At 59.5% G+C, this 26,712-nt stretch carries 23 protein-coding genes; 8 read left to right on the forward strand and 15 right to left on the reverse strand.

Going from position 1 to position 26,712, the window contains the following annotated elements:
- Positions 1-345: 345 nt before the first annotated feature.
- Together EN786_RS16350 and EN786_RS16355 are read right to left on the reverse strand one after the other, a co-directional pair.
- Positions 346-1,026 (reverse strand): hypothetical protein, encoded by a 681-nt coding sequence (locus EN786_RS16350; RefSeq protein ID WP_127309094.1) that lies wholly within the window; start codon positions 1,024-1,026, stop codon positions 346-348.
- A 2-nt stretch (positions 1,027-1,028) separates the two neighbouring features.
- Entirely contained in the window at positions 1,029-1,310 is a 282-nt protein-coding gene (locus EN786_RS16355; RefSeq protein WP_245478130.1) for a hypothetical protein, read from the reverse strand.
- A gap of 153 nt (positions 1,311-1,463) precedes the next feature.
- Between EN786_RS16355 and EN786_RS38650 the strand changes: the two genes are divergently transcribed.
- Positions 1,464-1,781: a hypothetical protein gene (locus EN786_RS38650; protein WP_127309093.1), complete on the forward strand. Its 318-nt coding sequence runs from the start codon at positions 1,464-1,466 to the stop codon at positions 1,779-1,781.
- Between the two features lie 81 nt (positions 1,782-1,862).
- Here the strand turns inward: EN786_RS38650 and EN786_RS16365 are convergent, their stop codons facing one another.
- The 3 genes from EN786_RS16365 to EN786_RS16380 all read right to left on the reverse strand — a co-directional run bounded on the left by EN786_RS16365 (position 1,863) and on the right by EN786_RS16380 (position 6,836).
- Positions 1,863-3,473 carry an AAA family ATPase gene (locus EN786_RS16365; protein ID WP_189340237.1) on the reverse strand — a complete coding sequence of 537 codons (1,611 nt, stop codon included), beginning with the start codon at positions 3,471-3,473 and terminating at the stop codon, positions 1,863-1,865.
- Positions 3,474-4,153: 680 nt separating this feature from the next.
- Positions 4,154-5,296 (reverse strand): hypothetical protein, encoded by a 1,143-nt coding sequence (locus EN786_RS16370; protein ID WP_127309091.1) that lies wholly within the window; start codon positions 5,294-5,296, stop codon positions 4,154-4,156.
- A 991-nt stretch (positions 5,297-6,287) separates the two neighbouring features.
- Positions 6,288-6,836, reverse strand: coding sequence for a hypothetical protein (locus EN786_RS16380; protein ID WP_127309089.1), 549 nt, complete (start codon positions 6,834-6,836; stop codon positions 6,288-6,290).
- 1,668 nt (positions 6,837-8,504) lie between these two features.
- On the opposite strand from EN786_RS16380, the gene EN786_RS16390 reads away from it, so the two are divergent.
- The gene (locus EN786_RS16390) at positions 8,505-9,896 is read left to right on the forward strand and encodes a recombinase family protein (RefSeq protein WP_135908662.1); all 1,392 of its coding nucleotides are present in this window, start codon (positions 8,505-8,507) and stop codon (positions 9,894-9,896) included.
- Positions 9,897-10,197: 301 nt separating this feature from the next.
- On the opposite strand, the gene EN786_RS16395 is transcribed toward EN786_RS16390, so the two are convergent.
- The 5 genes from EN786_RS16395 to EN786_RS16415 all read right to left on the reverse strand — a co-directional run bounded on the left by EN786_RS16395 (position 10,198) and on the right by EN786_RS16415 (position 14,081).
- On the reverse strand, positions 10,198-10,461 hold the full coding sequence (locus tag EN786_RS16395; RefSeq protein ID WP_127310693.1) for a hypothetical protein: 264 nt from the start codon (positions 10,459-10,461) through the stop codon (positions 10,198-10,200).
- A 501-nt stretch (positions 10,462-10,962) separates the two neighbouring features.
- On the reverse strand, positions 10,963-11,667 hold the full coding sequence (locus tag EN786_RS16400) for an SOS response-associated peptidase (RefSeq protein ID WP_127310692.1): 705 nt from the start codon (positions 11,665-11,667) through the stop codon (positions 10,963-10,965).
- A 633-nt stretch (positions 11,668-12,300) separates the two neighbouring features.
- Positions 12,301-12,471: a KTSC domain-containing protein gene (locus EN786_RS38280; protein WP_246688740.1), complete on the reverse strand. Its 171-nt coding sequence runs from the start codon at positions 12,469-12,471 to the stop codon at positions 12,301-12,303.
- Between the two features lie 481 nt (positions 12,472-12,952).
- Positions 12,953-13,453, reverse strand: a complete 501-nt coding sequence (locus tag EN786_RS16410; protein ID WP_127310691.1) for a hypothetical protein — start codon at positions 13,451-13,453, stop codon at positions 12,953-12,955.
- 61 nt (positions 13,454-13,514) lie between these two features.
- Complete coding sequence (locus EN786_RS16415) at positions 13,515-14,081, reverse strand: recombinase family protein (protein WP_127310690.1); 567 nt, start codon at positions 14,079-14,081, stop codon at positions 13,515-13,517.
- A 391-nt stretch (positions 14,082-14,472) separates the two neighbouring features.
- Between EN786_RS16415 and EN786_RS16420 the strand changes: the two genes are divergently transcribed.
- From EN786_RS16420 to EN786_RS16440, 5 genes are all read left to right on the forward strand, one after another.
- Complete coding sequence (locus EN786_RS16420) at positions 14,473-15,066, forward strand: lysozyme inhibitor LprI family protein (protein WP_127310689.1); 594 nt, start codon at positions 14,473-14,475, stop codon at positions 15,064-15,066.
- Between the two features lie 51 nt (positions 15,067-15,117).
- Entirely contained in the window at positions 15,118-15,717 is a 600-nt protein-coding gene (locus tag EN786_RS16425; protein WP_189340566.1) for a biosynthetic peptidoglycan transglycosylase, read from the forward strand.
- Positions 15,718-15,727: 10 nt separating this feature from the next.
- Entirely contained in the window at positions 15,728-16,420 is a 693-nt protein-coding gene (locus EN786_RS16430) for a hypothetical protein (RefSeq protein ID WP_127310687.1), read from the forward strand.
- Between the two features lie 230 nt (positions 16,421-16,650).
- The gene (locus tag EN786_RS16435; RefSeq protein ID WP_127310686.1) at positions 16,651-17,067 is read left to right on the forward strand and encodes a hypothetical protein; all 417 of its coding nucleotides are present in this window, start codon (positions 16,651-16,653) and stop codon (positions 17,065-17,067) included.
- A gap of 9 nt (positions 17,068-17,076) precedes the next feature.
- On the forward strand, positions 17,077-17,598 hold the full coding sequence (locus EN786_RS16440; RefSeq protein ID WP_127310685.1) for a hypothetical protein: 522 nt from the start codon (positions 17,077-17,079) through the stop codon (positions 17,596-17,598).
- On the opposite strand, the gene EN786_RS16445 is transcribed toward EN786_RS16440, so the two are convergent.
- The 5 genes from EN786_RS16445 to EN786_RS38655 all read right to left on the reverse strand — a co-directional run bounded on the left by EN786_RS16445 (position 17,575) and on the right by EN786_RS38655 (position 25,345).
- Positions 17,575-18,924, reverse strand: a complete 1,350-nt coding sequence (locus tag EN786_RS16445; RefSeq protein WP_127310684.1) for a DUF6538 domain-containing protein — start codon at positions 18,922-18,924, stop codon at positions 17,575-17,577. The two genes, EN786_RS16440 and EN786_RS16445, sit on opposite strands and share 24 nt — an antisense overlap.
- A 212-nt stretch (positions 18,925-19,136) precedes the next feature.
- The gene (gene hutH / locus EN786_RS16450) at positions 19,137-20,624 is read right to left on the reverse strand and encodes a histidine ammonia-lyase (protein ID WP_127284545.1); all 1,488 of its coding nucleotides are present in this window, start codon (positions 20,622-20,624) and stop codon (positions 19,137-19,139) included.
- 261 nt (positions 20,625-20,885) lie between these two features.
- On the reverse strand, positions 20,886-21,044 hold the full coding sequence (locus EN786_RS37740) for a hypothetical protein (RefSeq protein WP_189340228.1): 159 nt from the start codon (positions 21,042-21,044) through the stop codon (positions 20,886-20,888).
- 659 nt (positions 21,045-21,703) lie between these two features.
- Complete coding sequence (gene recQ / locus EN786_RS16455) at positions 21,704-23,548, reverse strand: DNA helicase RecQ (protein WP_127309067.1); 1,845 nt, start codon at positions 23,546-23,548, stop codon at positions 21,704-21,706.
- A gap of 129 nt (positions 23,549-23,677) precedes the next feature.
- Positions 23,678-25,345 (reverse strand): sulfotransferase, encoded by a 1,668-nt coding sequence (locus EN786_RS38655; protein ID WP_245478125.1) that lies wholly within the window; start codon positions 25,343-25,345, stop codon positions 23,678-23,680.
- 343 nt (positions 25,346-25,688) lie between these two features.
- Here EN786_RS38655 and EN786_RS16465 point away from each other — a divergent pair, with 343 nt between their 5' ends.
- The gene (locus tag EN786_RS16465; protein ID WP_127309064.1) at positions 25,689-26,702 is read left to right on the forward strand and encodes a glycosyltransferase family 9 protein; all 1,014 of its coding nucleotides are present in this window, start codon (positions 25,689-25,691) and stop codon (positions 26,700-26,702) included.
- Positions 26,703-26,712 lie beyond the last annotated feature (10 nt).

Below are 26,712 nucleotides of genomic sequence, written 5' to 3' on the forward strand. Positions count from 1 at the left end.
GATCGACCGGAAAGGATCAGCTCCGAGTCTAAACGGCATCGTCAACTTAATGAAGCGCGGATACTATGACAGAGTGACCCAATCCACCGCCGCGCCATTGCGTCGGTTTCGACAGATAAGATGGATTGGGCAGGCGAGCTCAAAAGAGCGATTGTAAATCGCAGTTGTAGCAGTGTAACAAACTGCGTAACAAAAAGCGCGAAAAGATTAGCATTTTCAGCAGGATAGGCGTGAAACCGAATCCCTCCCTCTCCGCCATTCTTTCTAAGCTTCCTTAAGTATCTGAAAAAGCTTTAATTTTTCGATCACCAAGAAGAGTCGGTGCCCCACAGCGGTGCCCCAATATCACTCTTTTTTCCCTCCGCCCTTGGGTGTCCGGCGTGTCCTCTGAGGTTTTGTTTGGCTCTTGCGTAGTGCCTCTAATCGCTTCCGCTCCTTCTCACGGTCGCTGCTGGAATAGTTGTCCGTTTTGATTTTGTGAGACCCCCTCGCCACCCACTCCCAGTCTTCCCGCAGCTTCTTAAGTTGCTCCGCCATTTGAATAAACGGGGAGCGAGCACCCAGGTGACCGTAGCCCTCATAGTCCCCCATGGATAACTCGTAGCTAAGTGATTGCCGCTCGCGCTCGCCTGGGCGATGCTTCCAACTGGTGGAGACTTGGTAGGTTTTGTCGTGGTAGAGCTTATTGTCCCCGACATAACTTGATACCGATTGCCCGGGCTTGAGAAGGCCTATGTGCCGCAGGGGGCGGTCCTTGCTCTCGCCCTGGTACTTTTCCAGCTCTGGGTTAAAGGCGATTGCAACGTCATGCGCTGAGCCGTTCCCCGTGTTGGTGACGATAAGGTCAACATGGTTGAGGGCCCACTGGTTCGGCTCAAGGGTCGCCACCACATGAGCTTGCGATGTCGCGCTTGAGAGTCGGTTTGTCTCTCGCGCCAGTACCCAAGTGAAAACACCAAGCGCCATGGTTGCTAGCGCGGTAATCACCATCGACCACGTTTGGATGCTCGCAACTAGGTCGCCCATCGTCAGTTTCCAGCTCTGCGATTGAACTTCTTAACGGCATCGCTGTAGTCGGAGACAGCCTGCTCGTTGGCGCTATTGTTGCAAGCGATGAAAGTCTCCACATCGGACTGGTAGTTCTTCATTTCGCGCTTGCACCGATCGAATTCCCATTCGTCATCAAAGCTCCCGAAACGCGAGGTGCAGGACGGAGCCGTGGGCTCGGTGCAATAATAGAATGCTTCAGCCGAAGTGGAACCGGCAAGAAGTGACGAGACAAGTATTCCAAGTGCTGCGAGTGAACGCATCGAATCTCCCCCTATCCTTCGCTGAAACATGGCGGCAAGTGCCCCATGAGGCAACGGGGGGCTTCTAGACTCTCAGAAGTTATTGGCACATTCTCCCTAGGGAGGTGAGCAATGGGGGAAACAGCTCGCATTAAGATAAGGCGACGGAGACCCATGTGGCGCTCGCTGTTGGCCGCCCGCCTCCCAGTCACGTTGGCCCTCCTGATTGGTTCTTCGGCCGCATACTTTGCGGTGAGCGACGAGCCCCGCCTTCCAACTGTCCATGCCGCTGGCTCATCGTCTAGCCAAGTCGCTTTTCATAAGCCCGGCTGCGACATCAAGGGCAACATCAACGAGTGGGGCGAGCACATCTACCATTTGCCGGGGCAGGCCTACTATTTGGCCGCCCGCATAAACCCGGCCCGTGGGGAGCGATGGTTCTGTTCGCAATGGGAGGCGTGGTGGGCCGGCTGGCGTAAGGCGAAGGTGTAAAGTCGCTCTCGCCAAAACAAGGCAGCCAACAAGCTTCGGAGCGGATTGCGCGACACAGTGCTGGGCGTCGATGCCGCAAAATTAACAGGGGATGCCCCGGCGGTTCGAGTTTGAAAGCCACCGTTTCATATAGCCGACAAAGTCCCAGACATCGCCTTCTGCAGGCCGCACATAGTCAGCAGACGCCGGGTCTCCCCCCATGGCTTCGAATATCTGCCTAAGCCACCTGTGTTTTGCTCGCGGCACATTAAGCCCGGAAAGCCAGGCTTCAACTTCGCCGATCGGCACCACAAACATGCCGTAGCGGGCCAAATCATCTAGCAAATTCTCCGCAGCCTCAAGACGATGTCCAGTTAGAAGAGAAATCCCGCCGCCAGTTTTGAAATCGGCAGGAGCCAAAGCCTCCAAACTCAAGAGCACGGCCCTGCGTCGAGTTCGATAGGCGTCGCGTTCACCATCTGGAATGCCGGCCCCCATGAGATGCCGCGTCCAAACCTCGCCTCCCTCCTTCAAAACGTCGAGATCGACGATGCTCGCTGAAGGAATGCCCAATGCTCGAAGAGGAGTAACGATCCGGGGCACGGTATCCTTGCCATTGGCGTTCAGAAATAGTCCGGCCTTTATGCCTCGCGAGTCGCCCGTGCCTAGGAGGCGCTGGTTGATCTCTCCATAGAATGCGCGATCAGCATCCGCTTCTGTGACAATCACGAAGTTGTAAAAGATTGCCTCCAGAACCCCCGTCGATCTCAATAGAGGGTCATTCATCAGTGTCCGCAGGGCATCGTTCGAGAGAAGCCTGACTGTCCCCACGCCTTGCGAATAGGTCAGCCTGATGATGTTAACCCGGGCACCGGACTCAATTGCGCCCATCACAAATTGCGGGCTGTGCGTGGAGGCAAAAACTATTTTGTGCTCTTTGACGGCAGCGTTTGCGATCTCAGTCCCGAGCGACCGTGCGAGGGCCGGATGCAGAAAGGCCTCGGGTTCGTCGATCGTTATAACTCTCGGGTCTCCAGCGAGCATTTGAACCAAAATTCCGGCATAGGCCCTAACGCCATCACTCACGCTACCCAGCGGCCTTGCATTCTTCATAAACTGGATGTTGGCGTCTCCCAGCGATCTCTCGTCCTCAGGCAATCGGTCAGCAAAACGGACCTGAAGTTGACCGCCTTCGGTAGCATCAATCACGAGATACTGCCCCGTGGCGTCATGAACCAAATTGCTCAATCGACGTCGACGTTCATCGTTAGTGAAAAGTCTAGCAAATGCAGATTGGGGACTTTTGAGGTCACCTCGATCCTGGGGATTACATAAATTTACTCTCGCCGGCCCGTCGAGATTAAGGCTTTTGTGAATTGCATACATCCTCGCGAAATTAGCTGGATCCTTTTGGGGATTTGCGAGGCTGACCGCAAAATTCTGTCTATGGACGTGGTTTCTTCCATTGGGAAGCTGAACAACTATAAATTCTGCACCCAGATTCTCGTCCAACCTTGGGAGTGCTCTAACGGTGCCGATATATGCGTCCGCTTCCTCTGCGGTGAGTGGGGAAAATTCCATTTCCGCCAAAAGAGAAGTGTTCTTCAGATGCCCCTGAGACAACCACTGTTGAATTTCTGACAGAGCAAGGCTTTTGCCAGAGTTGTTCGGGCCCACAAAAATCGTGATTGATGGCTCTATAGGAATCGTCAACGGGTTGGCGCCCGGTTGCGACCCAATGTGGAATCGTAAATTCGTTATCATAGTCCCCCCGAAGGACTCACATCCACTCTACGGTATTTCAGAGCAGCTGTTTGAGCACAACTGGAATCACCAGTCCCGCAGTTTGCCGTCCAGAGTCGCACTCATTTGCATTGAAAGCGGCCATTGGGGTCGTGCGATCATCAGTCCATTGTGCATAGGCAGGGTCACAATTCCCATCGGCAGCCGCAGCAGTACGGCAACCAAGGTGCAGCTTCCGGTAAACATCAGGGCGCCTGCCGAAGAGCGCTCATTGGCTGCGCTCCACCCACCCCTAAATGCTTTCGCTGCTGCTTAGAGTCGCCTTGAGGCCAGGCGCCACGTTCCTTCGTATACCGAGCCGGTCTATCCACCGTCCTCTCATTGCTGCGTCATGTGCACCCGAGATGCAAACCACTATGCTGCCATGACGGCCCGCCACGCAGGGGAAGCAACTGGATCACTTAGTGGACGGGCCATGGGGTGGACATATCGTTGGGCTCCGAGGGCTTCAGTGATGAAGGGGGATTGGGGGGCTGAATACCCCTCCTCCACACAGGGCCGCACTGCCACCTCTTAGAGCGCCACCCCCCCACGCTTCTCCCCTTATGCATTAGAGGAGACGTAAGGCCTTAGCGCCAACTAACATGCTGTTATGAATACGTTATTTCGACAGAGACCGGTACGCGTGAGTTGCGCCCCAGCACCGTCGCGAAGGCCTCTTGCATCTCATGCTTAGCGGTTTCGGCGTTCGACTGAGCAACGAGCACGGCATCGTGCAGCGGCAGAGCGACGATGTTCCTGAACCGGAGACGCGCCAGCACCTCAATGAGAATATTGCTCTCCATGAATGCGAGGTTATGGCCTATGCCCGTTCCAAAGAGGTGGGCTATTGGCTGATGCGCTGAATAGATGGCTGCGACGGCATCGGCCAGCTTCATGCCTCCGAAGTGTTTGGCCGTCCCAATTGGCCAATGCGTGAGCCGGCCTTTGTGAAACAGGAGCGCATTGAGGAGCTTCTTCACGCCAGCCCGTGAAGAGCCGTCGCCGAAAACATCGTAGAGTTCGGCTGGAGGCTCGGAGACATCCGCTCTCACGTAAGCCAGTCGCGGGAAGAGCTGACCATAATCCACATTGGCGATGGGTTCGCCCTCAGGCTCCTTAGCCGAACCAATTCGCAGTAAGTCGCGCCGCATGGCTTTCGGCATCGTTTCCCAGAATGCCCCGTAGAGCCGCCCTCCTTCAGTCCAAACGCCATTGTTGAAGATGCGGCGAACGAACCGCTTGGTGGGGTCTACCGGCTGCCCATCCGCATCATGCTGCCCAGGGCCGCCAGCGAGATGAATGGGGGCTGAGGACAGATATTCGTTGATCACCTCTATCTCTTTCCGGAGCTTCCACGTCCTACCCGTATCACGATAGTCGAGCTCAACTGCTTCCTGTCCCTTCACCTTCGCGGCTTTGAGGATTAGCACTTCGGTCGGCGGCTCTCGTGTAAATTCCTCCCAACTATTCACCGATACGGCGAGGGCGGAAAGTAACTCTGGGCGAGCGCGAACGGTCGAGAGTCCGCCTGCGCCGGCCTCGAACTTGTAGCCGGTTGCGACTCGCTCAATCATGCCCATCTGTGGGTGCTCGATCACGGTTAGCGCATCAAGGAAGTGCTTCCCGTAAACCTTCGGCTTGGAACGCGCAGGGCCCCACATTGCAGCGCTACTTTTCGGCACGGCTAGAGGCCTGTCACTTGCGGCCATTTGGATGACCAGAAAATTGCAAGCTAATACCTCGACGGCCAAACGGAACCTATCCCGAGCTTCGTCATCTCGCTGCCTTTTGCGCAGCCCCAGGCGCATTTCGGCAGCCTCAAGGTCTCTCGCGAGCCTCGCAACAGCTGCCCTAAGGTTGGCGCCATTTGCGCGGCGATAAGGGTCTAGAACGATCCCTGACGGCATGCCTCGCCCGAACGAAGTCACGGCGTCACCCAACATGTGCGGACCCGGTAAGCCCAACCAGGTCACCCGCCCGTGTGAAGAGAAAATTCATTGGTTAATGCGGCCTCGTGTCCCATGTAGGACGCCAACCCGGGAGATGGGAAGGATGAGGGCCACGCTTGGAGGTCTTCATGGCGATAACCTTTGGCAGGGCCTCGGGGGCTAGAAATTCTCCGGCCTTCTCCAGCCTCTCCCCGATCTTCCGCAGCACGAGCCCCGAAGATCTTGGGTAGGCGTGAAGCTCCGTGTGAATGTCTGGCCCTAGCGGGTTGAACATCTCCCAGCTTCTGTGGGTTCCGCTGGCCAGCCGGTGAACCGCCTTCGCAGCCTGTACGATTTTGAACTCCCGAGTGCGATGGGACCCAAGGTCATCTTCGATCAACGCGCTAACCCCCAGATAAATGGCCAGCAAGCGGCGAGGCTCAATGCCGGCCTCTCGCAGCCGGGCGAACGCGACACGTGCTCTGTAGCTCGCCGGCTGCCCGCGGAGGTTCATTGCTGGGTCAACACGTCCCGCGCCGGCAAGGATATGGGCAAGTTCTCGCACCGCAGCACCGACGGCACCCTGTTGCGGACATTCTGCAAGCCACAGGGAGGCAGCGACCACGTAGGGCCTAAGCTCGGCCGCCCGATAGGTAGCGCACCAGTATGAGCCGTGACGAGCCTTTCGCTGCACGTGATAGCGACAATGGAAGGCAGCACGCCCTTTGCCCGCGGAATAAGCCGTGGGACGGCCACATCCGGGGATGGAACAGAGATCGCCAGTCATGTCATTGCATTTCGATTGGCGCTCAACCTACACCTTCCGGCGATCTGGTTTCGGCCGTCTCAAGATCAAAGCAGGCTCGTCGATTTCGCCCCCTTCGGCAGGATCAAAACTCGGCCTTATCGGGCGTTTCGGTTTTGCGATCTCAACAGAAGCTCGAACACTGGACTCGCCAAGCTTTTCGAATTGCTTGATCCCCTCTTTTTTGGCGTCCTCCCTCAGGGTGCAGAAGGTATTGTCCTCGACGGCGAACTCAACTGTAACCCGAAGGGCTTTGTCAGCGATCACAGCCAATAACTTGGACCAGAATTCTTGCCCTGCCATCGGTTTTCCGCTGGTCTTGCGAAAGCCGCATGCATAAGCCTCGGCAAGCTCCTCCTGTCGGACTCGGATCAACACTGCGGAGTTTAGCGGGAGTCGCTCGCACACGCCGGCAATTCCCATGATCGTGGCTTCCCACTCGCGGCGGTTGGCGCCTCTGCTAGGAATGAAATAGCGATCAAACAATTCACCTGTGTCAGCCCGCTGAATTTCCCAGGCAGAAACCGTGATCCCCGTTGAACCTCTGTAAACGTTCAAGCAAGGCCCAACAGCCCATGCGAGATAGGTGAATTGGTTTGGGTGGAGGCCAAAGTCCGCTGCGGCCGCAAAGTGGTTAGTTGACATAGGAGAGTCTCGATCAGCTTGCAATGAGAGTCGCATACCCCAAAAGCGATAATTTGTCAATTAAATCAATTACTTAAGCTTAAGTTGGTGTAACATTCAGGTGCAACAAATGACATAGAGGGCGCTTAACTTCTTTCAGTTTTTCAGCGAGTTGTGACCCTTGTGTCGGGTGTAACGTTTTGCCGTCGTCGTGCAGGGCAATTCAGCGGAGTTGCAAAGGCAATCCACGAGCCTACCTCCCTAAGCGGACTAGCAGAATCTGACGCGTCGTCCCCTCCCCGCTAGCCGCCTTGCATTGCGTTGACCGTTTTGGATAGAGTCGTCGCCGAGTGCTCACGCGGCGCTCCGGGGTGTGGAAACCCTGAGTTCAAAGCATGACGCCGAAAGCATCGGTGTCTGTCCTCGACTTTTCGATGGTCGGGGAGCCTGTGGCGTATGTCCAGGTTCTCCGGAACTAAAGGCCGCAGGAACCGGAACTCGGTTTTCCAACTCCCCGATCAAGGGGGCACGAGGAGGCTGTCTGCGGGGGCGCACCGCAGGCGTTCGCCTCCATGGGGAAACCAATGCCGACACCGAATCCCGCATCACCTGACCGCTACAAAACATTTCGAGGGCGGGAGCCCGCACGATGGTTAGCTGAGTTTCGAGAGGCCGGCTGGCCGGATAACGCAGCGGCAGCAGTCACGAGTTTCCTAACGGGGGTTCGGCCGGTTCCAGCTGGGAGGGGGAGATTGTGCCGGCAGCGTCGCAACAGGCCGAAGCTATCACCTCTGGCGCTACTGCGATCATTACAGCGCAAATAGCTGCCCTAGAGCCAAGGCCAATTGATGGGCATCTGGCCGAACGCCGTAGACCTAGGAACAAGATAGCGGCGTTGATCGCATTTGGTGTCTTGGCCCTCGCGGTCATTGTGCTGTTACGCTCCATCGCCACAATGGAGTATCGCCGCTCGGTCAATCACTACTGCATGTCGGGGCCGGCCTCACGTTGTCCAGACTACCCCCGAACTCGGGAAAGTTCTCATACGAGATCGACCCCGATGCTCCTCCCTCATGAGCCTCCGGTCACGTCGCCGTTGGGATGGCCTCGCACGACTACGCAACGGCACTCGGGGTGCCTACCCTAGGGAGCCTTCCGCACCGCCAGCGAAAATCTCTAGGACGTCCAGCAGGCTGGGTACCGACTCACACTTAGTGGGAAGCACCGGGCAGACTGCTTTCCGCTCCATTTGAAGCCCGAGGAAAGATGATCCCCAACGCTTGCCCGTTTTGCACCGGTCCAGAAGTCAGGTCTCATGTCACGCGAGAGATGCAATGGCTTCGGAGCCGATTTGCGCTGACTAAGCAACTGCAATTGAAAGTTGGAATAGCCGACCTTGGAAGTGGAACCAGCGGCCCGCATCCTCACGCCAGCGATAGGTACGCAAGTGGTCGATAAAGAATAATTAGAGAATATAGGCAAACGCGTATAAATCTCTTATTCCCATCCCTCCGCACGCTTGGCGGCATCTGGAAACCGGTATAGCATCCTTAGGGTTAGTGCGGCACGTGTCGGCCCGATCTATTTACACGAGAGTGCACTATGGTGACTAATCTTTCCAACGTTATCCGCATACCGGCAGCGCAGTACCTTCGCATGTCGACGGAGCATCAGCGCTACTCTCTGGAAAACCAGATTGCCGCCATTGCGGAATATGCCGAGGCGAGAGGTTTCGCCATCGTTCAGACATACGCCGACGCTGGAAAAAGTGGCCTAAGCCTAAAAGGGAGGAACGGCCTCAAACAGTTGCTGGGTGATGTGGTGACAGGCCAACGCACCTACTCGGCGATCTTGGTTCTGGACGTCAGCCGGTGGGGTCGATTTCAGGATACGGACCAATCAGCCCATTATGAGTTTCTTTGCCGAGAGGCCGGGGTTGCCGTGGAATATTGCGGTGAGCCGTTCGAGAACGACGGCAGCATGGTTTCGACGATCGTCAAGAACCTGAAGCGGGTCATGGCTGGCGAGTACAGCCGCGAACTGTCGGAGAAGGTTTCCAGGGCACAGAAACAGCAAGCTCGTCTAGGCTTTAAGCAAGGCGGCCAGATACCCTACGGCATAAGACGTCTTTTGGTCAGCAAAGATAGACAGCCACGGTTTGTCCTGGGCTTCGGCGAACAGAAGGGCCTTAGTACTGATCGGGTTGTTTTCGTGCCCGGTCCAATCGATGAACTTCGGGTCGTCCGGCGCATTTTCCGCATGTTCGTTAAGCAAAACCAAAGCATGTCGAGTATCGCCAGAGAACTAAATGGCAGGGACATCCCTTCGACCAACGGTGGGACGTGGACGTTCGCACGCGTCAGAACTGTCCTCACGAGCGAATTGATGGTCGGCTACTACGTGTACAACAGAAAAACACAGCGAATGAGAGGACCGGCTAAGCGAAATCCTCCAGCCCTGTGGATCAGAACACGAGTAATGGAACCAATCGTCGGGGCAAGGCAGTTCGCAAGAGCCCAACAGCAGATCGGACGCCGAACCGGCTACGCCTTCTCCAAACAAGACATGATCGATCGGCTTGAGCGGCTCTTAAGAGAAAAGGGGAAGCTGTCGTCGGTCATCATTGACTACTGTCAGTACACGCCTTGTTGCAGAACGTATGTCGAGCATTTTGGTGGTCTTCGGGCTGCGTATGCGGCAGTCGGATATGAGTGCCGCTGGCGTGTTCCTAAGCGCAAGCGCAACTACTCCGATGATCAGCTCCTAGATGGCATCCGCCGGTTACACGCTACGTTCGGCTACGTCACCCTTGCGCTGATCGATGCAGACCCAAACCTTCCCACACACCAGATGTTCACCGAGCGATTTGGCTCGATGATCAAAGCATATGGGTTGGCAGGTTTCCCGACCACCAAACGGGAAGCGATCTCGGCGGCGCAGAAAAGGGCCATGGCAAAAAGGGCCCAAAGCGAAGCGTTCAGCCAAGACTCATGAGGAAAGAGCTAGCTATGCATAGCTTTAGTGGGATGCCGGGTCCCAGGGCTCGGCTCAGAATTGTAACGCCCCGAGCACGATTCCGCGCCGAGGCCTCGCAAAGCAGAAGGCGATTCGTAAGCTACGCACGGGCATGTCATTAGCCGTTGTTGTTTATCTTTTGGCCGATTTGCGGCGATCATCGCCGCATTTGTCCGAATCTGTAAACCTACGCCATGGCGGCCGCTCGCAGAACGGCCACTAACGCTCCCCGGCTTCAGCCCGGCGAGATCGTTTTCCGCAGTTCGTGTTGCAGGGGGCTTTATTCCATGTCCGGCACGTCCCCAGCGACAAAGAGCGTCTTCGGTTCGCCGTACTCACCTATCGACGGATTGGCCTCACGGGACCACGCAATCGCGCCGGCATGCTTGCCCGCCAGCGCCTTTGCGGTCCTTATGGCCCGCTCCTCACTCTGCTGCTCTGCCGGCCCGTAGACGGCCTGGAGGGTGCCCTCATCGTCCCGGTCGAAGGCGGTGACCACGATGAGCCTCGGGGTCTGCCGCTGCGGGAGGATGCTTTCGCCCATGGCCGCCTCACGCCACCGTGGGGTGCGTCTCGTCAAAAGCTACGCGTGACACGGCTTGTAGGGGTCCGTATGGCCCGCCGTGTGATCTGGAAGGATGACTAAAGCCGGGCCTCACTTCGCAATGCTCTGCCGGAATCTGTCTCCCGTGTGCTCTATCATAAGGGCGACTGCCCCCACGGCTGTCCGCGACAAGGGATTTGCTCGGCAGTAGTTGTCCATCCACAGAAAGACCTGCTCTCGACCGACCGGCACACCTGTCGCTTGCCAAAATTCAATCTGTGACGCGAGCGCCAACCCGTTCATGAGCCCAAGCACATAGCCCTCAAGGATGGCGGATTGCCCTTCCGTCCTTGCCTTGACCCATATCCCACAATCGACATCTCCTTCGACCGCAATCCCTGCTGCCAAAGAAGGCTGCACGACACCGAGCCATGAGATTGCTAAGGTGTGGCGAACAATGCGGCACCACATAAAGACACCTCCTCGATCTCTCTATTGCTCCTAGAACAGGCCCCCCTGGGCCGGAGCCTGCTGTGGAAACTTGATCTGTGTGGCCGGCTTCTCGACAATCACCAAGGCATCGTCCGGGGCTGTCCGCTGCAGGTGCCGCGCTTCGGACCAAGGTGCAACGAGCCAGGTCTCCACCTCTTCCCGAGTGGTGAGGATCACCGGCATCGCCTTCTCGTGGATCGGCACTATGAGGGCGTTGGGCTTGGTGGTGAAGAAGCCGCAAAGCTCGAAGTCGCCCGGCCCGTCCTTGACCCTGCGGATACCCTGCCAGCGCGTCCACATGCCCGCGAAGAAGAACAGCGGGCGGTCCTCGCTCCGGGCAAACCAGTAGTTCCGCTGTATGCCCGTCTCAGGGTCCTTGTCGTTGGGCGTGGGGCTCGGCTCCGCGAAGCTCGTGACGGGCACCACACAGCGGTTCTCCACGCCAACGAATTGCTGCCAGTGGCCATACTGCGGATTGCGAATGTCGGTAGTCCCGTAGTCCGCCTTGCCCTGCACCCGCTCTGCCGGCGTTGGCATGCCCCAAAGCAGCTTGGCAAGCTCGCGCTGCCCATCGGGGGCGTTGCGGACAACACCGCCGGGCATGTTGGGGTAGACATCCAGCGAGGGCTCAAGGTTGCCCATGATGTCCCGCATAGCGCGGGTCCACTCGCGGATGGCGTCTTGGGTGGTGGTGATGTTGTAGAGATTGCACATGGCTCCGAGTGTGCCCTACACCATCGGGCACAAGCAATGCCGACTTAGTGGCTGCGGTAGTGTCCCCTTACATACGTGCCATCCTTCCGGTAGTAGCCACGCACCGCCACGGTCTTGGGTCTGCCGGTGAGGTTGCTGATGTCGCCATAGCAACTTCCGTTCTCCGCACAGAGGCCAACTGATGGCGCCGGGGGCTGATAGGTCGGCTGGTAAGTGGGCTGCGGTTGGTAGGTGGAGGGCTGATAGGTCTGGGCTTGGGTGTGTGTTGGCTGTGTGCTTGGCTGCACGCCAGCCTGTGGGGGCGTCACGGCTACCTGCGGAGCCTCGCTGCCTGATGGGCTTTGGGTTAGCGTTGTGGTTACCGTCCCTTGTTCGGGGGGGATTGCCGATCGCTCAATAGGCGTGTCCGCAGGGACAGGCTCATATGGCGGTGGTGGAGGAGGCCCGGGGAAGACGTTAAGGGCAGTGTTCTCGGGCGGCGCTTTGGCAGGGCCGGTTGCGCAAGACGCAGCAGCCAGCAGGCATAATACAAGAGCAGTTGCGGTAAGCCTGCCCATTCAATTCACCCCCCCAAGAGCGAAAATAGAAGGGCTACACTATCAGGATGTCAAGAGGCGGTGGCCAGCCCAATCCCTATAGGTCGGGCACCGGCTTTTCTCGGCAGCCAAACTTGCCGCCAGTCCCCGAGTCCTTGATGTTCGAATTGTAGAAGCTGCCCTTGGACTCTGCGGCTAGCAGGGCGTCGACCGTGCCCTGGTCAATCTCGCAATAGTGATACCAAGTCTGCTTGAGGCGGATGAGCATGTAGGAGTGCTCGGCGTTGTAGCAGACACGCCTGACCACACTGCTGTCTAGCTCCCCAGTGCATTCGACTTGGCGAGGTCCACAGGGCCCCGATATTTCACCACAACTGTCTCGGCGTAGGTTGGTCTGAGTGACAGCAAAACCAACAGCGCCCCGCAGGAGAGCATTCGACCTTGTTTCAGCAGAACCACGATATCACCCCGCCTACGCAGCCTGAGGCGCGTGCAGGAGATTTAAAACGCAACGTCAATGCTGGCAATGATACTTTTCCCCCAGAAGGAGACCGCCGGCTATGAGCGATTTGGAGGTGTCAATTTGGGGCGCGAAGGTGAAGGCTAACGGGACTCTCGCCGTGATTGGGACCCTGCTAGCCGGGCTGGCTTTGGCGGCTTTAGTTCTGTTTTGTGGTGCCGGCGGTTTGTCGACTGGTGTTCAGATGCCCACGCCGCCCACGAAGCCAGAAATCCAAGGCGGCCAGGAACTATCGCCTTAGGGCTCCATCGTTTTCCCTGTGGTAGAACACCTCTGCCAACTTTTGGCGGATGCAACCCTCCAAGTAGTAAGCCCTAGTTTCGGCATCAACTTTGGTGTCCGAGATTTCGCCAATCGCGCCGCCAACGAGTTGAGCGAGCGCCCACATCCAGTAGTTGGTGGGCAATCCTTGCAATTCTTCCGCCATGCGGCTGGTTACGGGGACAATCACTGCCCAAATCTCCTCAGCCCTTTCGCGGGACCGCAGGGCGTCGAGACGGTCTCGCTCAGCTGCCACCTCTCGGCCGGCTTTGATTTGTTCCTCGCTAGGCGTGAGGTCTAGGCTCGGCTTTTGTCGCATAAGCAGCTCCCGCATTGCGGTTACCTCAGCCTGTTTGCGAAGCGCGGCGCACATCTCCTCTAGTGCCCTTTGCCCATCCGCAACGCTCTCATAGAGATGCTCCCCGCACCAGTGCGGCCCAACCTCGACAGAACCACGATAGTCTGACATGGCGTGGTCTCCTCCGTCTTCATGTGAAACAGACAGCCCCGGAGCCTCTCGCAAACGCGGCCTATGCGTTCTCCTTCAATATCCGGAAGACGGACGCCCTGCTAATATCCAAAGCCCGCACAATATCGTTGGCGGACTTGCCGTCCGCTCTGAGCCGGAGCACTTCGCCGGCCTGCCGCCTGGCAGTCGGTTGCCTCCCCTGATATTTCCCTTCGGCCTTGGCCTTGGCGATGCCCTCGCGCTGCCGCTCCAGCATTAGCTCCCGCTCAAACTCTGCGATGGACCCCAGCAGGTTAAGCATCAGCTTCCCCGTGGGGGTGGTGGTGTCGAGGTTCATCGCGAGGATGCGAAGCCCCACACCCTTCGCCCGCAAGGCCTCAGTGATTGCCACGAGGTCAGCCACAGAGCGAGCGAGCCGGTCTAGCTTGGTGACAAGGAGCGTATCCCCCTCTCTCACCCAGTCGAGCGCTGCTTGGAGTTGAGGCCGCGTGTCCGCCACAGAGGAAAGCTCCTCGCGGAAGACCTTCGTGCATCCCGCCGCGTCAAGGTCTCGAAGCTGAGCCGCAAGCCCTGCCCTCTGGTCGGTGGTGGAAGTGCGGGCATATCCCACAAGTGTGCTGGCTGGCATTTCGCTGTCTCCGCGTTGGATGGCCGTGTGAGACTATTATGTGAGACTGCGTCGCGTTTTGTCAAGAGACTACTCGTGTGAGACTAATTGGGGTAGCCTTTCGGAGACTCACACGGGCTTGCCCTAGTGAGACAACCTGTCGAGGTGGCGGTGGCGAAACCGTGTCCGAATCATGCCATGCCGGGGCAACTGGCTGGCTGGTCTGGCGTACCGAGTTCCAGAAGGGCGCGGCCCCGCACAAAACGCAGCACCGGTAGGAGGCAGGGGGGGAGAGCCCGCCACCACACTCGCGAGATGGCGTCTCAAATGTGCGACCCCAAATTTTCGATGCGACCGCTTGATATGGCCCAAGACTTTCTAGGACAATGCCGAGTGAAAGAGAGTCGCGCAAATGATTGAGTTGGTTGTTACAGCAGCGGTCCTCGTTGGTGCAGTGTTAGGCTATTTCGGAATGCGCTTCGTTGAGCGATCTGCGCTTGGCGAGCGAGTAGGTCACGTCGCAAGATTGGTGGATCTAAAGGCAAAGATGGACCAGTCCGGCATAAACCTTGAGGACGTGAACGATTTTGAAAGCCGCCCGTTTTTCAGCAAGCCGCGTCTCCGGCAATTAGAGGACGCAGTTGAAAAAGTTGTTGACCCGCGCACCCCATCGGATATCGCCCAGTCGCTAACCAGAAGGTTTCAGATTGCGGGACTTACGCAAGCCGATATGAACCAACAGGCATATTCGTCTCTCGCTGGGGCTGAAGCGCTGCTCAGAGCGGTGTTGGATGAAGTCGAACAACAGATACCGGTAGAGCAATTGGAAGGCCTTCGGGCGACTCAGGACAACTGGATGAAGTATGCGTCTGGGCAGGCCTCGTTGGCAGCATCGCTTGTTGAAGGGGGCAGTATGCAGCCAATGATTTATGCGGCAGAACGCGAGCGCCTTACCTCGCAGCGGTATGCGGAATTGAGGGACTACCAAGACAGCCTAAAATTATGATCGATTGCTTCAACCCAAATCTGCCAAGTTTCCAAATTTGCGGGACTTGAAGTGACCAACTTGCTGGGGGCCATAGGTCAAGGTTTGGCGGTCACGCTGCTCCGTCCCGACCACCGATTCGTCTCTAGTGTCGTGCATTCGGTGCACGCGTCCGTCACAGCCTATGATTCAGCCGCCGACAATAGCCTGTTCAACGCGGTGGTAGCTGCCGAAGACGTAAGATTTGAACGACATAGCGGCCTCGACTTTCGAGCGATGTGCCGGGCGTTATGGTTCACGCTTTTCAGAGGTCACCTGCAAGGTGCCAGCACAGTGGAGCAGCAACTTGTCAGGGTGATCCGTCATCGGTACGAATTGACCCTCAATAGGAAAGTCAGCGAAGTAATCCTCGCCTTGGCACTATCAAAGCAGTTCGAAAAGGCGACAATAATGGAGGTCTATCTAGAGCTGGCCTATTTCGGGTGGCGAGGGAATGGTATCCGGCAAATATGCGACCGCTTGGGTCTGCAACCGAATAGCCTGCGATTAGAGGATGCGGCCCTTTTGGCGGCATTGATTAAGTTGCCAATGCCTAAAGTGAAATCCGAGCCGTATCAGACTCGATTGAGCCGCCGAGTTCGACACATCCGAAATATGCTGGGATCAAAGTAGGGAGGGAGGTTTGCTGTCAGAGTGGCTAAAGTCGCTTTCGGGTCACTATCCACAAGCAACAAGGTTCTCACCTGGACTCAAGCTCACGCATGAGGACTCGCGCCGTTTTGCCTCTCTGTGGCTTTCGGAGGGTGTCCCGTTTGCCTTTCTCGCGGTCCCGGCCGTATTTCAGATCGCAAGGGAAAACCTCGCCAAGCGCCTGACCATCTCGTTTAGAGACATCAGCATGACGGGTAGCGGTAGAATCGGCTACTCGATGAGTCCGTCGAAGTTCGGAACTGCCTATTCGGCGGATTCGGACGTCGATCTGTTCATCATCAGTGAGAGGTGGTTTTCGGAGCTTTCCAAGCAAGCTCTTCAGTTTCTTGATGACTACAAAGCAGGTGCGGTAAATCCTAGTAACCCGACGCAGCGCGAATTCTGGGATGATCACTTGGTTAGGTTGCCCCGTAATATTGATCAAGGCTTTCTGGACGCGAGGAAAATTCCAACGACGCGATCCCCTGCAGCCAAATCATTGGAAACCGCGGCATGGCATTTTAGACGTGATGTGAATCTCCTTTCCGACGCTGAAACGGTGAAACGCGCGAGCATAAGAGTTTACCAGAACTGGGATTCAGCGGTTGGTCAGATAGCCTTTAACGTCAGGAAGGCATTGGAGTATTGGAAGCCTGTCGAAATTCAGGGTGAAGCTCCCGTATAACCGGGAGCCCAGAGTCCAATTGGACTTACCCCCGGCTAGAGGGCAGCTTTCACGGCCTCCAAAAGTGCCCTCTTCGCCTTCTTCGGATCGATCTTGCCCCGCGTATCCGTCCTGATCTAGGTCTATGCTTTTTGCCGGCCCCGGCAGGGGCGGCATCTTAACTGCGTCGGTCAACTATTGACTCAATCTCCTTGACAAGCCATCAATAGTAACGGCGGGGAGTGAACGTGATGGAAGACGTCGCGTCGGATTTGATAAGCAACATCGAAGGCTATCAGCAGCTACTCACAACTTTGGCGTTGGGCGTGTCAGCGGGCGCATTCGCACTGTTAAGCCAAATAATCTTTCACAACGCCCAAAATGAGAACCGCGTGCTCCTGAGGCACACTTGGCTAATTTTCTCAGCAATTGGGGCGAACTTTACGTCTATAGTCTTCGGGGTGATGACAAAGAGCGTTCTAGTCTCCTCTGTACCTGCACTTCATGCACTTAAGTGGGGCTCAGACTCTGCCACTTCATACCTGAACGCCGCCGGACTAGGGAATATTATGTTCTGGTCAATGATGCAGGTTTTAACGTTCGGAATTGGCATGGTCGTCCTCTTTGTCGCTCTTTTGCTCAACACTCGCCTGTTGCATCAGAGATAGGGGTATCGAATGGACCGTCGAGGTTTGCTCTTCACCGCAATAGGCGCCGCAGCTTTTGCCACCGGCAGTTCCGCTCTCGCACAGGGGACAATAGACCAGCCACTCGATCTAGACGCTTTTGCCGCCACTGTCGTTCAGCCCCAAATACTGGATGAGATTTTCACCGATGTTGAATTTGTGCATAGTTGGCGGACGAAGATTAATCCGAGGGGATATGAAAAAGGGGACTGGCAGCAACATGCTGCCACCAACCGCCGGGAGGTGTGGCAATTTATCCAGAGTAACTCATCTGTTGGCATCGTAAGCCAAGCTGACGCCATCTATAGTTATGAAAAGACCGGCCTAACCGCATACCACGACAACAGAGCCCCCTTTCAAGCATTTCTGAAACAGATTGGAATTGACCCATCAGGCCAAGCAGGGGTTCGAATCGCCGAATCCCTTCGGAGCTACTCGCTCTTGAATGCCGCCGCATTCGGGCAAGCTGTTAGCAACAAAGCGAAAGAGTCATTCTTTTGGCCGTTTTGCTGAAGGCTGCCGCGTTGTGGGAAGTCTCACGGCCTCCACAAGCGCACTCTTGGCCTTCTCTGGGTCCTGCCCTGCATAGCCATGCTGGCTGAGGTCCAGGCTCTTGGCTCGGTCGCTGGCCGTATGGCCGACCACCCAGGTGATAGTCCACTCGTCAAAGCCTACGGCTCCCGCGAGCTTGGCGTCCCGCGCCTTACGGATGAACCAACGGCGGAAGGAATGGAAATCTACATTGCTCTTCGCCTTGTCGTTCGGCCGCTCATCGACTTCCATCTTTCGACGATAGCGGGTGAACTGCTTGGCGGCCGGGTCGGAGCGTGTCTCGCGTGACTTCGGGATGGGGGGCAACTCGTCAAACAGATAGTCACTGTCCTTCTTGCCGACCGTGCGGCGCTCCACGATTTCCGCAAGCCCACTGTGGATGGGCACCGTACGGCGAGCGCTGGCCGTCTTGCCTGCGAACACGCTGAAAGCCCGGTCGCGGCAGTCGGCGACATGAAGTTGGCATATCTCCTCAATACGCATCCCACTCAGCGCCCCTACGGGCATCAGATCGTTGAGGAGAGAGCCGGCATCGCCAGACAACAGCGTCTTTACCTCGGCATCTGTGAATGGCCGCTTGCCGTTATCCAGCTCTGTCTCTCGACGTTGCCTAGGCGCTGAGGGGAGCGTTTGGCCGGCCCATGGGTTCTCCCCAATGAGATGCCCCTTGGTGATGAGCCAGACCCAGTACTGTTTTATGAAGCCAAGGTAGGCCGTTGCCTTTTGCTGCCCTCTGCCTATTACCAGTGACTCGGAGACGAACTTACCCGCGTCAACGCGGCGGACAGCCTCCAAGGTCACGGGTAGCTTGCTATCGCGCAACCAGTCACCCAGCCATCCCAAAGCCCGCTTGAAGTCGCCTTCTGATTTGAGCCGGTAGCCCTGGTGCTTGAGGAAGGAATCCACGTGGTGGTCCAGTGGCGTCGTCTTTCCACTGGCGAGGTCGTAGAATGCCCTGGCTCGATCCTCCCCTTGTTCCTTGTCGAGCTGATATGCCCTAAACGTAATCGCTTCCTGCGTGTCGTCATCGTAGTTGGTGAGACGGAGCCGCAGAGCTTCGGCCTCCAAGGGGTCAGTCGATACCACGGCCTTCTCGGCCGCAGCGACCACGGCCTTGAGCCGCGCGACGACTGGCCATTTACGCTCATTCGCTTCCTTGAGATCGGCCGTGTGAAGGGGGTGTGTTAGCTTACCCCGCCCAATGATGTCCCGAACCTTTGCGGGAACTTTGACGCGGACCCGCCACTGCCGGCCGTGCCATTCTAAATACTGTTTTGTGACCGCCATTTGGACACCGGTGCCCCACGTTGGTGCCCCAAACTTGAGTCTCAGTAGCCCAGATGTCAAGGCCCGCAACGGGTCTAAGGGTCTGGAGGAGAGTTTCCCTCCCTCTCCGCCATCCTGCTCGCTCTTCGAGCTTCGGGGAACAGCCCGCTCCTCGTGCGAAGCAGGTTGCCCCTCCGAAGCTTTTGCGCAGGCGGGCGGCTCGGAGCTGCCTTTCACTGCCCCACATCGGCCTCGCGGATGAAATCGCGCAGCTTTTCCATGTCCCAGGACAGCGGGCGGTCATCGCTGTAGTGCGCGACGCGCTCGCGGATGGCGCGATAGATGGCATCCGTGCCTGGCGCCCGTGCCGCGCGGTCGGACAGGAAATCATGCGCCTGCGCGGCTGCCATGAGTTCGATCGCCAGAATATATTCGGCGTTGTCGATGACGGCCAAAAGCTTGTTGGCCGCCACCGTCGGGTGGGCGAGGAAATCCTCCTGCAGGCCTGAGGTGACGCCGCCGTCGGTTGCTGCCGGCGCGGCAAGGCGCCGATTGACGTTGCTTAGCGACGTGGCGGTGTACTGGGCGATCATGAAGCCCGAATTGCAACCGCCTTCGGCGGCGAGGAATGCCGGCAGATTGTTGACCAGCGGGTTGACCAGGCGGTCGATGCGACGTTCGCTCATGGCGGCAACCTGCGCCAGCGCGATCGTCAAACTGTCGGCGGTCTGACCGAGCGCGGGCGCCACCGGATGCGCCTGCGAAAACACTTTCGGATCATCGATCGTGCCGGAGACCGCGGGATTGTCGGTTACCGATGCCAGTTCGCGATCGACCAGTTGCGCAGAGCGCTCCAACACCTCTCTCGCCGCGCCGTGCACATGCGGCACCGCGCGAAGGCTGAGCGCATCCTGCGTGCGACTGCCCTGCGCCGCCGCGATCAGCCCGCTGCCATCGAGCAGACGCCGCAACGACGTGCCGACTGCCTCGATGCCGGGCGACGGCCGCATGGCGAGCACATGCTCGTCGAAGGCCGCCATCTGCCCGCCCGCGGCCTCCAGCGTGAGCGCCGCCGCCGCATCGGCCCAACACAGCAGACGCTCGGCGCGCACCAGCGCAATGCTTGTCAGGCCGGTAGCGCATGCCGTGCCGTTGACGAGGCTCAAGCCTTCCTTGGCGCCCAGCACCAGCGGCTCCAGGCCGATCTCGGCCAGAGCCTGGCGACCGTTCATCCTGCGTCCGGCGACCCTTGCCATGCCCTCGCCGATCAGCACCAGCGCGATATGGGCATTGTGCGTGAGATATCCGGCAGATCCCCGGGAAGGAACTTCCGGAATGCAGCCGCGCTCGAGGAAGGTGAGCAGATTGCGGACGATCTCAGGCCGCACGCCCGAATGGCCATGCGCGAAATTTGCCACCTGCACCGCGATGATGGCGCGGATACCGCGTTCAGGCGCGAGTTCGCCGACGCCGCAGGCATGGCTGAGAATGATGTTGCGCGACAGCTTCTCCTGCATGGCTGGCGCCACCACCTGGCTTGCAAGCGCTCCGACCCCGGTATTCACGCCATAGGCGCGGATGCCCTTTTCGACGAGGCTTGCCACGATGCGGTTCGCATAGGCGATGCGATCCCAGGCGGCCGGCGCCAATTCCAGCTTTTCGCCGTCTCCGACGCGCGCGATGTCGCGCCAGTTTGCGGCATTGTCGATGATTATTGTCATTCGTGCATTCCACCCGGGCTGACGCCCTCAAAAACTGCGCTGGGTCCCAGCAGCGCCGTACCTAAGGCTTTCCGAGCATGCCTTTTGTAGGAATTTCGCCGCGGCGGGGGACAAAGGTGAAAAAAATCGGCGGAACTTGGCTCGTGCCGACCGGCGTTCGGCAACTGCCGGCCAGGAATGCGCCTTACGATCGGGAAACGTGGCCTGAGCCACCGCTATGGCGGGTTCTTCTCCGCTTTCCACCATCGGCATAACGCCGTGTCAGCGGTTGAACTTGCCCTCGTAACCGTAGCTAATGTCGCTCGGCAGGCTGAGCGCAGCTTGCCGGAATTCGAGGTTGAATATCTGATCGGCATAGCGGCCATCGTTCAACAGCCCGTCCCATGCGAAGAACGCGGCAACCGCGACGAGGATGAGCATAAACGTTCGCATCGCGATAATCCTCCCCCAAGGGGAACTAGGCGAACTGAAGCTTCCCGATAGAGTGCTTGCGCATCCTCAACACCAATAGGCGAGTAGCCGCGAACGGTGTCATGACGAGGAACGTCGTCGCGACGCTGACGAGCAACGACAACTGACAGAATGCACTGGGGACGTAACAAACAGTTTCCATAGCCCTAACCCCTTTGACCACCGTGTTTACCTTGGTGGCCTCCTCCGCCCTTCTACAAGCATGCTCCTCCTTCAGTAGAAATACAAGAGCTTGCTAATATAGGGATTTGGCGTTCTTGCTGGCCGATTTCGGATTCGTCGAACCCGCCAGCTATCATCAACGCCAAGGGAAAATCTGACAGCAACCGTTGCGTGCCATCCGCGGTGATGATGCGCAGCCGTTGCACTGTCTCACTGGGGCAACAGTCAGAAACTCATCGCGTTCGCCTCCCGCCGGATGTGGTCGGATGTCCCATGAACGCCGCGCTTTCATTTGAATTGTTGCGTCCAGCAGACGAGAGGCGCGCACCGGCGGCGCGAAGTCCAGGTTCCGTACCTGCCGCAGCATTGACGGCCCTTTGAGGTACCCGGCGTCGCAGAGATGCTCTCTAAGCGGCTACGCGCACTACTGAAGGGTATCGGCGCCGTCAAGCTCCGGATCCATGCCCGGCGATGGCTTCGAGAAATACCTCGCCGAACTCCCTGAGCTTGGCTTCGCCGACGCCGTTCACCTCGGCGAAGGCGTCGAGGTCGCGCGGGCGGCGGTCGGCCATGTCGATGAGCGTGCGGTCTGAGAAGACAACATAGGCCGGCACCTGGCGTTCTTTGGCCAGGCGCAGCCTCAGCGTCTTGAGCGTGGCGAGCAGTGCGGTATCCACGCCTTCCATGTCCGCTCCGCCACCCTTGGCGGAGCGCGCCTTGCCGCGCATGGAGCGGTGCCGCGTCTCGACGCGATACTGGAACGAGACCTCGCCACGGCCAACCGCGCGGCCGGTTTCGGAGATCGCAAGGCCGCCATGGCCGGCCGGATCGGGCACGAGAAACCCGCCGGCGACGAGCTGGCGGATCAGCGACAGCCACGCAGGCCGCTTGTGCGCCATGCCGGTGCCGAAACTGGCAAGCCTTTGATGGCTCCTGGCCAGCACCTTCTCGGTTTCGTGGCCGAGCAGGATGTCGATGACATGGGCGGCGCCGAAACGCTCGCCACTCTGTGCGACGGCCGCGAGGATGAGACGCGCCTCGGCGCTGCCGTCGGCGCGCGGCACCTGCTCGAGGCAGTTGTCGCAATTGCCGCACGGCTCGGCCTGTTCGCCGAAATAGCCAAGCAGCACCTGGCGCCGGCACTGCGCCGTCTCGCAATAGCCGATCAGCGTGTCGAGCCGGCCATGCGAGCGCCGCTTGTGCTCGGGGGCGGCGTCCTCGTCGTCGATGAACATGCGGCGCGTGCGGATGTCGCCGAGGCCGAACAGCATATGCGCCTCCGCCGCCCTGCCGTCGCGGCCGGCGCGGCCGATCTCCTGGTAATAGGCTTCGAGGCTGCCCGGCAGGTCGGTGTGGAAGACATAGGCGACGTCGGGCTTGTCGATGCCCATGCCGAAGGCGATGGTCGCCACCATCACCACGCCGGAGAGCGTCATGAAGGCGTTCTGGTTGGCTTCACGCGCCTCCTTACTCATGCCGGCGTGATAGGCGAGCGCGGTGACGCCGTTCTTCTCGAGGAAGGCCGCCATCTCCTCCGTCTTCCGGCGCGACAGGCAGTAGACGATGCCGCTGCGGCCGGGATGCCGCTCCACGAAGCGCAGCAGCTGGCGCTTGCTGTCCTGCTTGGCCTCGATGGCAAGCTTGATGTTCGGCCGGTCGAAGCCCAGCACCAGGGTCTCGACGCGTCCGGCGAACAGCCGGGCTTCGATGTCGGCGCGCGTCCCTTCGTCCGCCGTCGCCGTCAGCGCGATGACGGGCACATCCGGGAAGATGCCGCCGAGCCGCGACAAGTCCTCGTATTCGCGCCGGAACGCCGGCCCCCATTGCGAAATGCAATGCGCCTCGTCGACGGCGATCAGGCGGACGTCGAGCCTGGCCAGCGCATCGAGCATGCGCTCGGTCATCAGCCGCTCCGGGGCGAGATAGAGGAGCCGCGTCTGCCCCGACGCGACGCGGCGCCAGGCGGCGACGTTGGCGTTGCGATCGAGCGAGGAATTGATCGTGTCGGCGGCGACCCCTGCCAGGCGCAGCGCCGCGACCTGGTCCTGCATCAGCGCCACCAGCGGCGACACGACGATGGTGAGCCCGCCCAGCACCAGCGCCGGGACCTGGTAGCAGAGCGACTTGCCGGCGCCGGTCGGCATCACCGCCAGCACGTGGCGCCCGGCAAGCAGCGCCTCCATCACCGCGGCCTGGCCGGGACGAAAATCGTCGAAGCCGAAGACGTCCTTGAGGACGCGATGCTTGGCATCCCGTCCATCCGCCGGGACGCTCGCCGCCGATCTGTGCATCACCCAATGGTCCCCGGTTTGGTCGAGGCCATGGTCTTAAAGGCAAGATCGCCGGGGCGCCACCCGCCGCGTACGCCGCCTGCGTTCTGGTCGGCTTCCAGCGGGCGGATCGTGCGCTGATAATGCGACTCACTCTCCACGTTCGCCCCTTCCGGCGCTCAGATCTGCCGGCAGTTCGTAGCCGAATTCGCGGCAAAACATCTCGACGCGGGCGAGAAAGGCCGGCGGCAGACCCTGGAGATAGGTCCTGAGCGCCTCATTGCGTTCCCATTTCCGCAACGAGGTGGCGCGGATCGGATTGTCCGCATCGGCGCTGAAGCGGATCGCCGGCGCGAGGCCGAACGCGCCGGCGATCCTCGCCTGCGCGGCGTCCGGCTCGGCAATCAGGTCCTCATAGCGCAGATAGAGGATCTTTCGCGCCGGCTGGGCTTCGCGCAACCGGATCAAGCCGGCATACTCCGCCTCCCAGCGTTCGGTCGTGACATGGAAGGGGCGCAGATGCACCGTCTGCGGATGCGCGCTGGTCAGCACGTCGAAAGGATGGCGCACGCAATAGATGAGGCCGATGCCGGCGGGCAGTTGCCAAAGCAGCTCATGGCTCTCGGCGGTGCGCTTGACGACGAGATTGGCATGCGGGCCCTTCAGTTCGAGCAGCTTCGGGAACGGCGATTCGAATTCATGGACATAGGTATCGTCGAAGCAGCCCATCAGCCGGCGGGCGAGCGTGGTTCCGCTGCGCGCGCAGCCGGCAATGAATATCCGCCTGGGCGCCTTGGTGCGGATGCCGAGGCGTCGAAGCCGTTCAGACAGCGGCGAGGTCACCCGGCGAAGGGTTTTGGCAAGCCGTTCGGCCATCCGCTCCTGCGCCGTATGGATTTCGGCCAGCGCGATACCACTCTCGCCGGCGACGGCATAGAGCAGCCATGTCCGGCCGTCCTCCTCGAAGATCGCCGGATCGCGCAGGGCGTTTTCGCGGCCTTTTGCCGCTCCCGTGCGGCTGCGCCGGACGGGCTCGTCGCTGCCTTCGAACCCGCATGATGGCCGCAGCAGCTCGGCCTTGCCCTGCACCTTCCAGCTGCGCCAGTCGCGGGCAAGATCGACGGTCCCGTGGAGGATCCGCTCCGGCGCATCGCCCCGGCGCGTGTAGTAGATCCTGAGCTGCTCGCCGCATGTCTGCACGGCGACATGCCTGGGGGAGAGACGGCGGCCCGAGGCAGGCAACAGCACGGGGCCCGGCTCGAAGCCCGAAAGCCCGTCGCTGGGGCGCGACAGCCTGACCGCGCCAGTGCCGAAAAGTCCGTACCACCAGCCGTCGTGACGGAAGATCCGCGCGTAGGATGGCCCGAGCGGCTCCGGATGGGGCTCGAAATGGATGCCGTCGGGCGAGGTCGCGGCAAAACTCGTCTGCCTGCGGCCGCCGGCCTCGGTCGGTCCATGAAAATACATGACCAGGCGGCGGCCCTGGGCGTCGACATGGACGTCCGGCGAAGCGATGTGTTCTCTCAGGAACGGACACTGGTCGAGCGACAGCGCTCCGCCGGGATGGATCCGCCACGGGCCCTGCGGCGAATCCGCGAAGGCAAGCCGGATGCATGTGCCGGTGTGGTGGGCGAAATAGAGATAATAGGCGCCGAGCCGGCCCGGCAGCCAGTCGGGGACCCTGATCAGCGACGGGCCGTTGATGTTGGCGCCGTCGTCGCCCGGCAGCATGCCCGGCGTGATGATGGGTCCGTGCCGCCGCGCCGCCAGGACCAGGCGAGTCCCAAGCTGAAAAGCCTCTTTGCGGCCTTCGTTCAAGCTTTGCCTCTCCGCCCGCGAACATGGTCAGATACGTGCATTTCCAGAGGCCTGCAAATGGCCTGGTTTATCCACAGGCTGGAGCACCTCGATCGAGCCCGCGTTAAACCTATCTTCACCATGTTGCGGCACCGTCCCAGTCCTGCGGTGATGTTTTGAGTACCGCGGCGCGACACGCGCCCAGGCAACATACCCGCGCCTCCCCGGAGGCGCGGGTTTTCTGTTCCTGGATGCGCGGCAGATCGCCTTTGACTCGCCAGGACGGCTTCAGTATCAGCGGCTGGACCAGAGCGCGCCTTGATCGAGGCCCATTTCCGCCCTGAGCCACGGGTTCCGCACCGGCATGGATTCGACCGCACCGCTGCTGATCTTCTACGCCCGCAACGACGCCCTCGGCGACGGATTGCTAAGGCTGCCGGCATTGCGCGCCGCAAGAACGGCCTTCCCGCAGAGCCACATCGTCTATGGCACAATGGGCAACTCCTCGCTCACCGGTGTCTTGCGCAATCACGTCGCTTCCCTCATCGACGATTTCAGGCCGGTGACGCCGCTTTCGGCTGTTCTCGCCGAATTCAAGCCGCGCGGCGCGCAAACGACGCTCGTCGATTTCCGCACCGGCGTGCCCGGCCTGCTGGTGACCGGATTGCAGCTCATTGGCCGCGGCGTTCGCTACGAGCCCAATTTTGCCGGCTATTTGCTGTCCTGGCGTCCGGGCGTCCGATGGACGCTGCGTCCCGAACACAATGCCTGGCGCTACCATCGGCTGGTGGAGCGGCTGGCCGGCAGGCATCTGCCATTCGACCACAGGCTGGACGTTCCGCAGGCTGCCCGCGCCCTGGCGCGTCAGTTGCGCGGCGCGGACCAGCGTCCGCTCATCCTTCTTGGCGGCAACGCCAAGGGCAACAAGTTCATGAGCGACGCCCAGGTCGCCGCCGTCGCCGGCAACCTCATCGATGCCGGCTACCGGGTGCTGTATCTGGTCACCCCGGGCAGCGGACCGAGCCCGCAGACCCTTGCCGCGAAGGAACCCCGTCTTCAACCGGTCGGCCCGGAGCTTGGGCTCGACGCCGAGGCGTTCAGCGACCTGCTGCTTGCGCTCGGCGAAATGGCGGCCGCCTATGTCGGCATGGAAGGCGGGCTGGGCCATCTGTTTGCCACGGTCATGACCCCGACGGTGATCATCAACAACGGCGCCAACATGGAGCGGTGGCGGCCGCTGTCGAACACCGTCGAGGTGGTCACCGCGCCAAGGCGCGGGCGATCGGCGAAAGTCTCCGATACGCCGGCCGAGGCGATTATCGAGGCCACGCATCGCTTGCTCGCCGCGAGCCGACGCGACCACGCCTTGCTCCGCTAGATCACCGTCA

It is taken from the genome of Mesorhizobium sp. M4B.F.Ca.ET.143.01.1.1 (genome assembly GCF_004792275.1).
Taxonomy (GTDB): domain Bacteria; phylum Pseudomonadota; class Alphaproteobacteria; order Rhizobiales; family Rhizobiaceae; genus Mesorhizobium; species Mesorhizobium abyssinicae.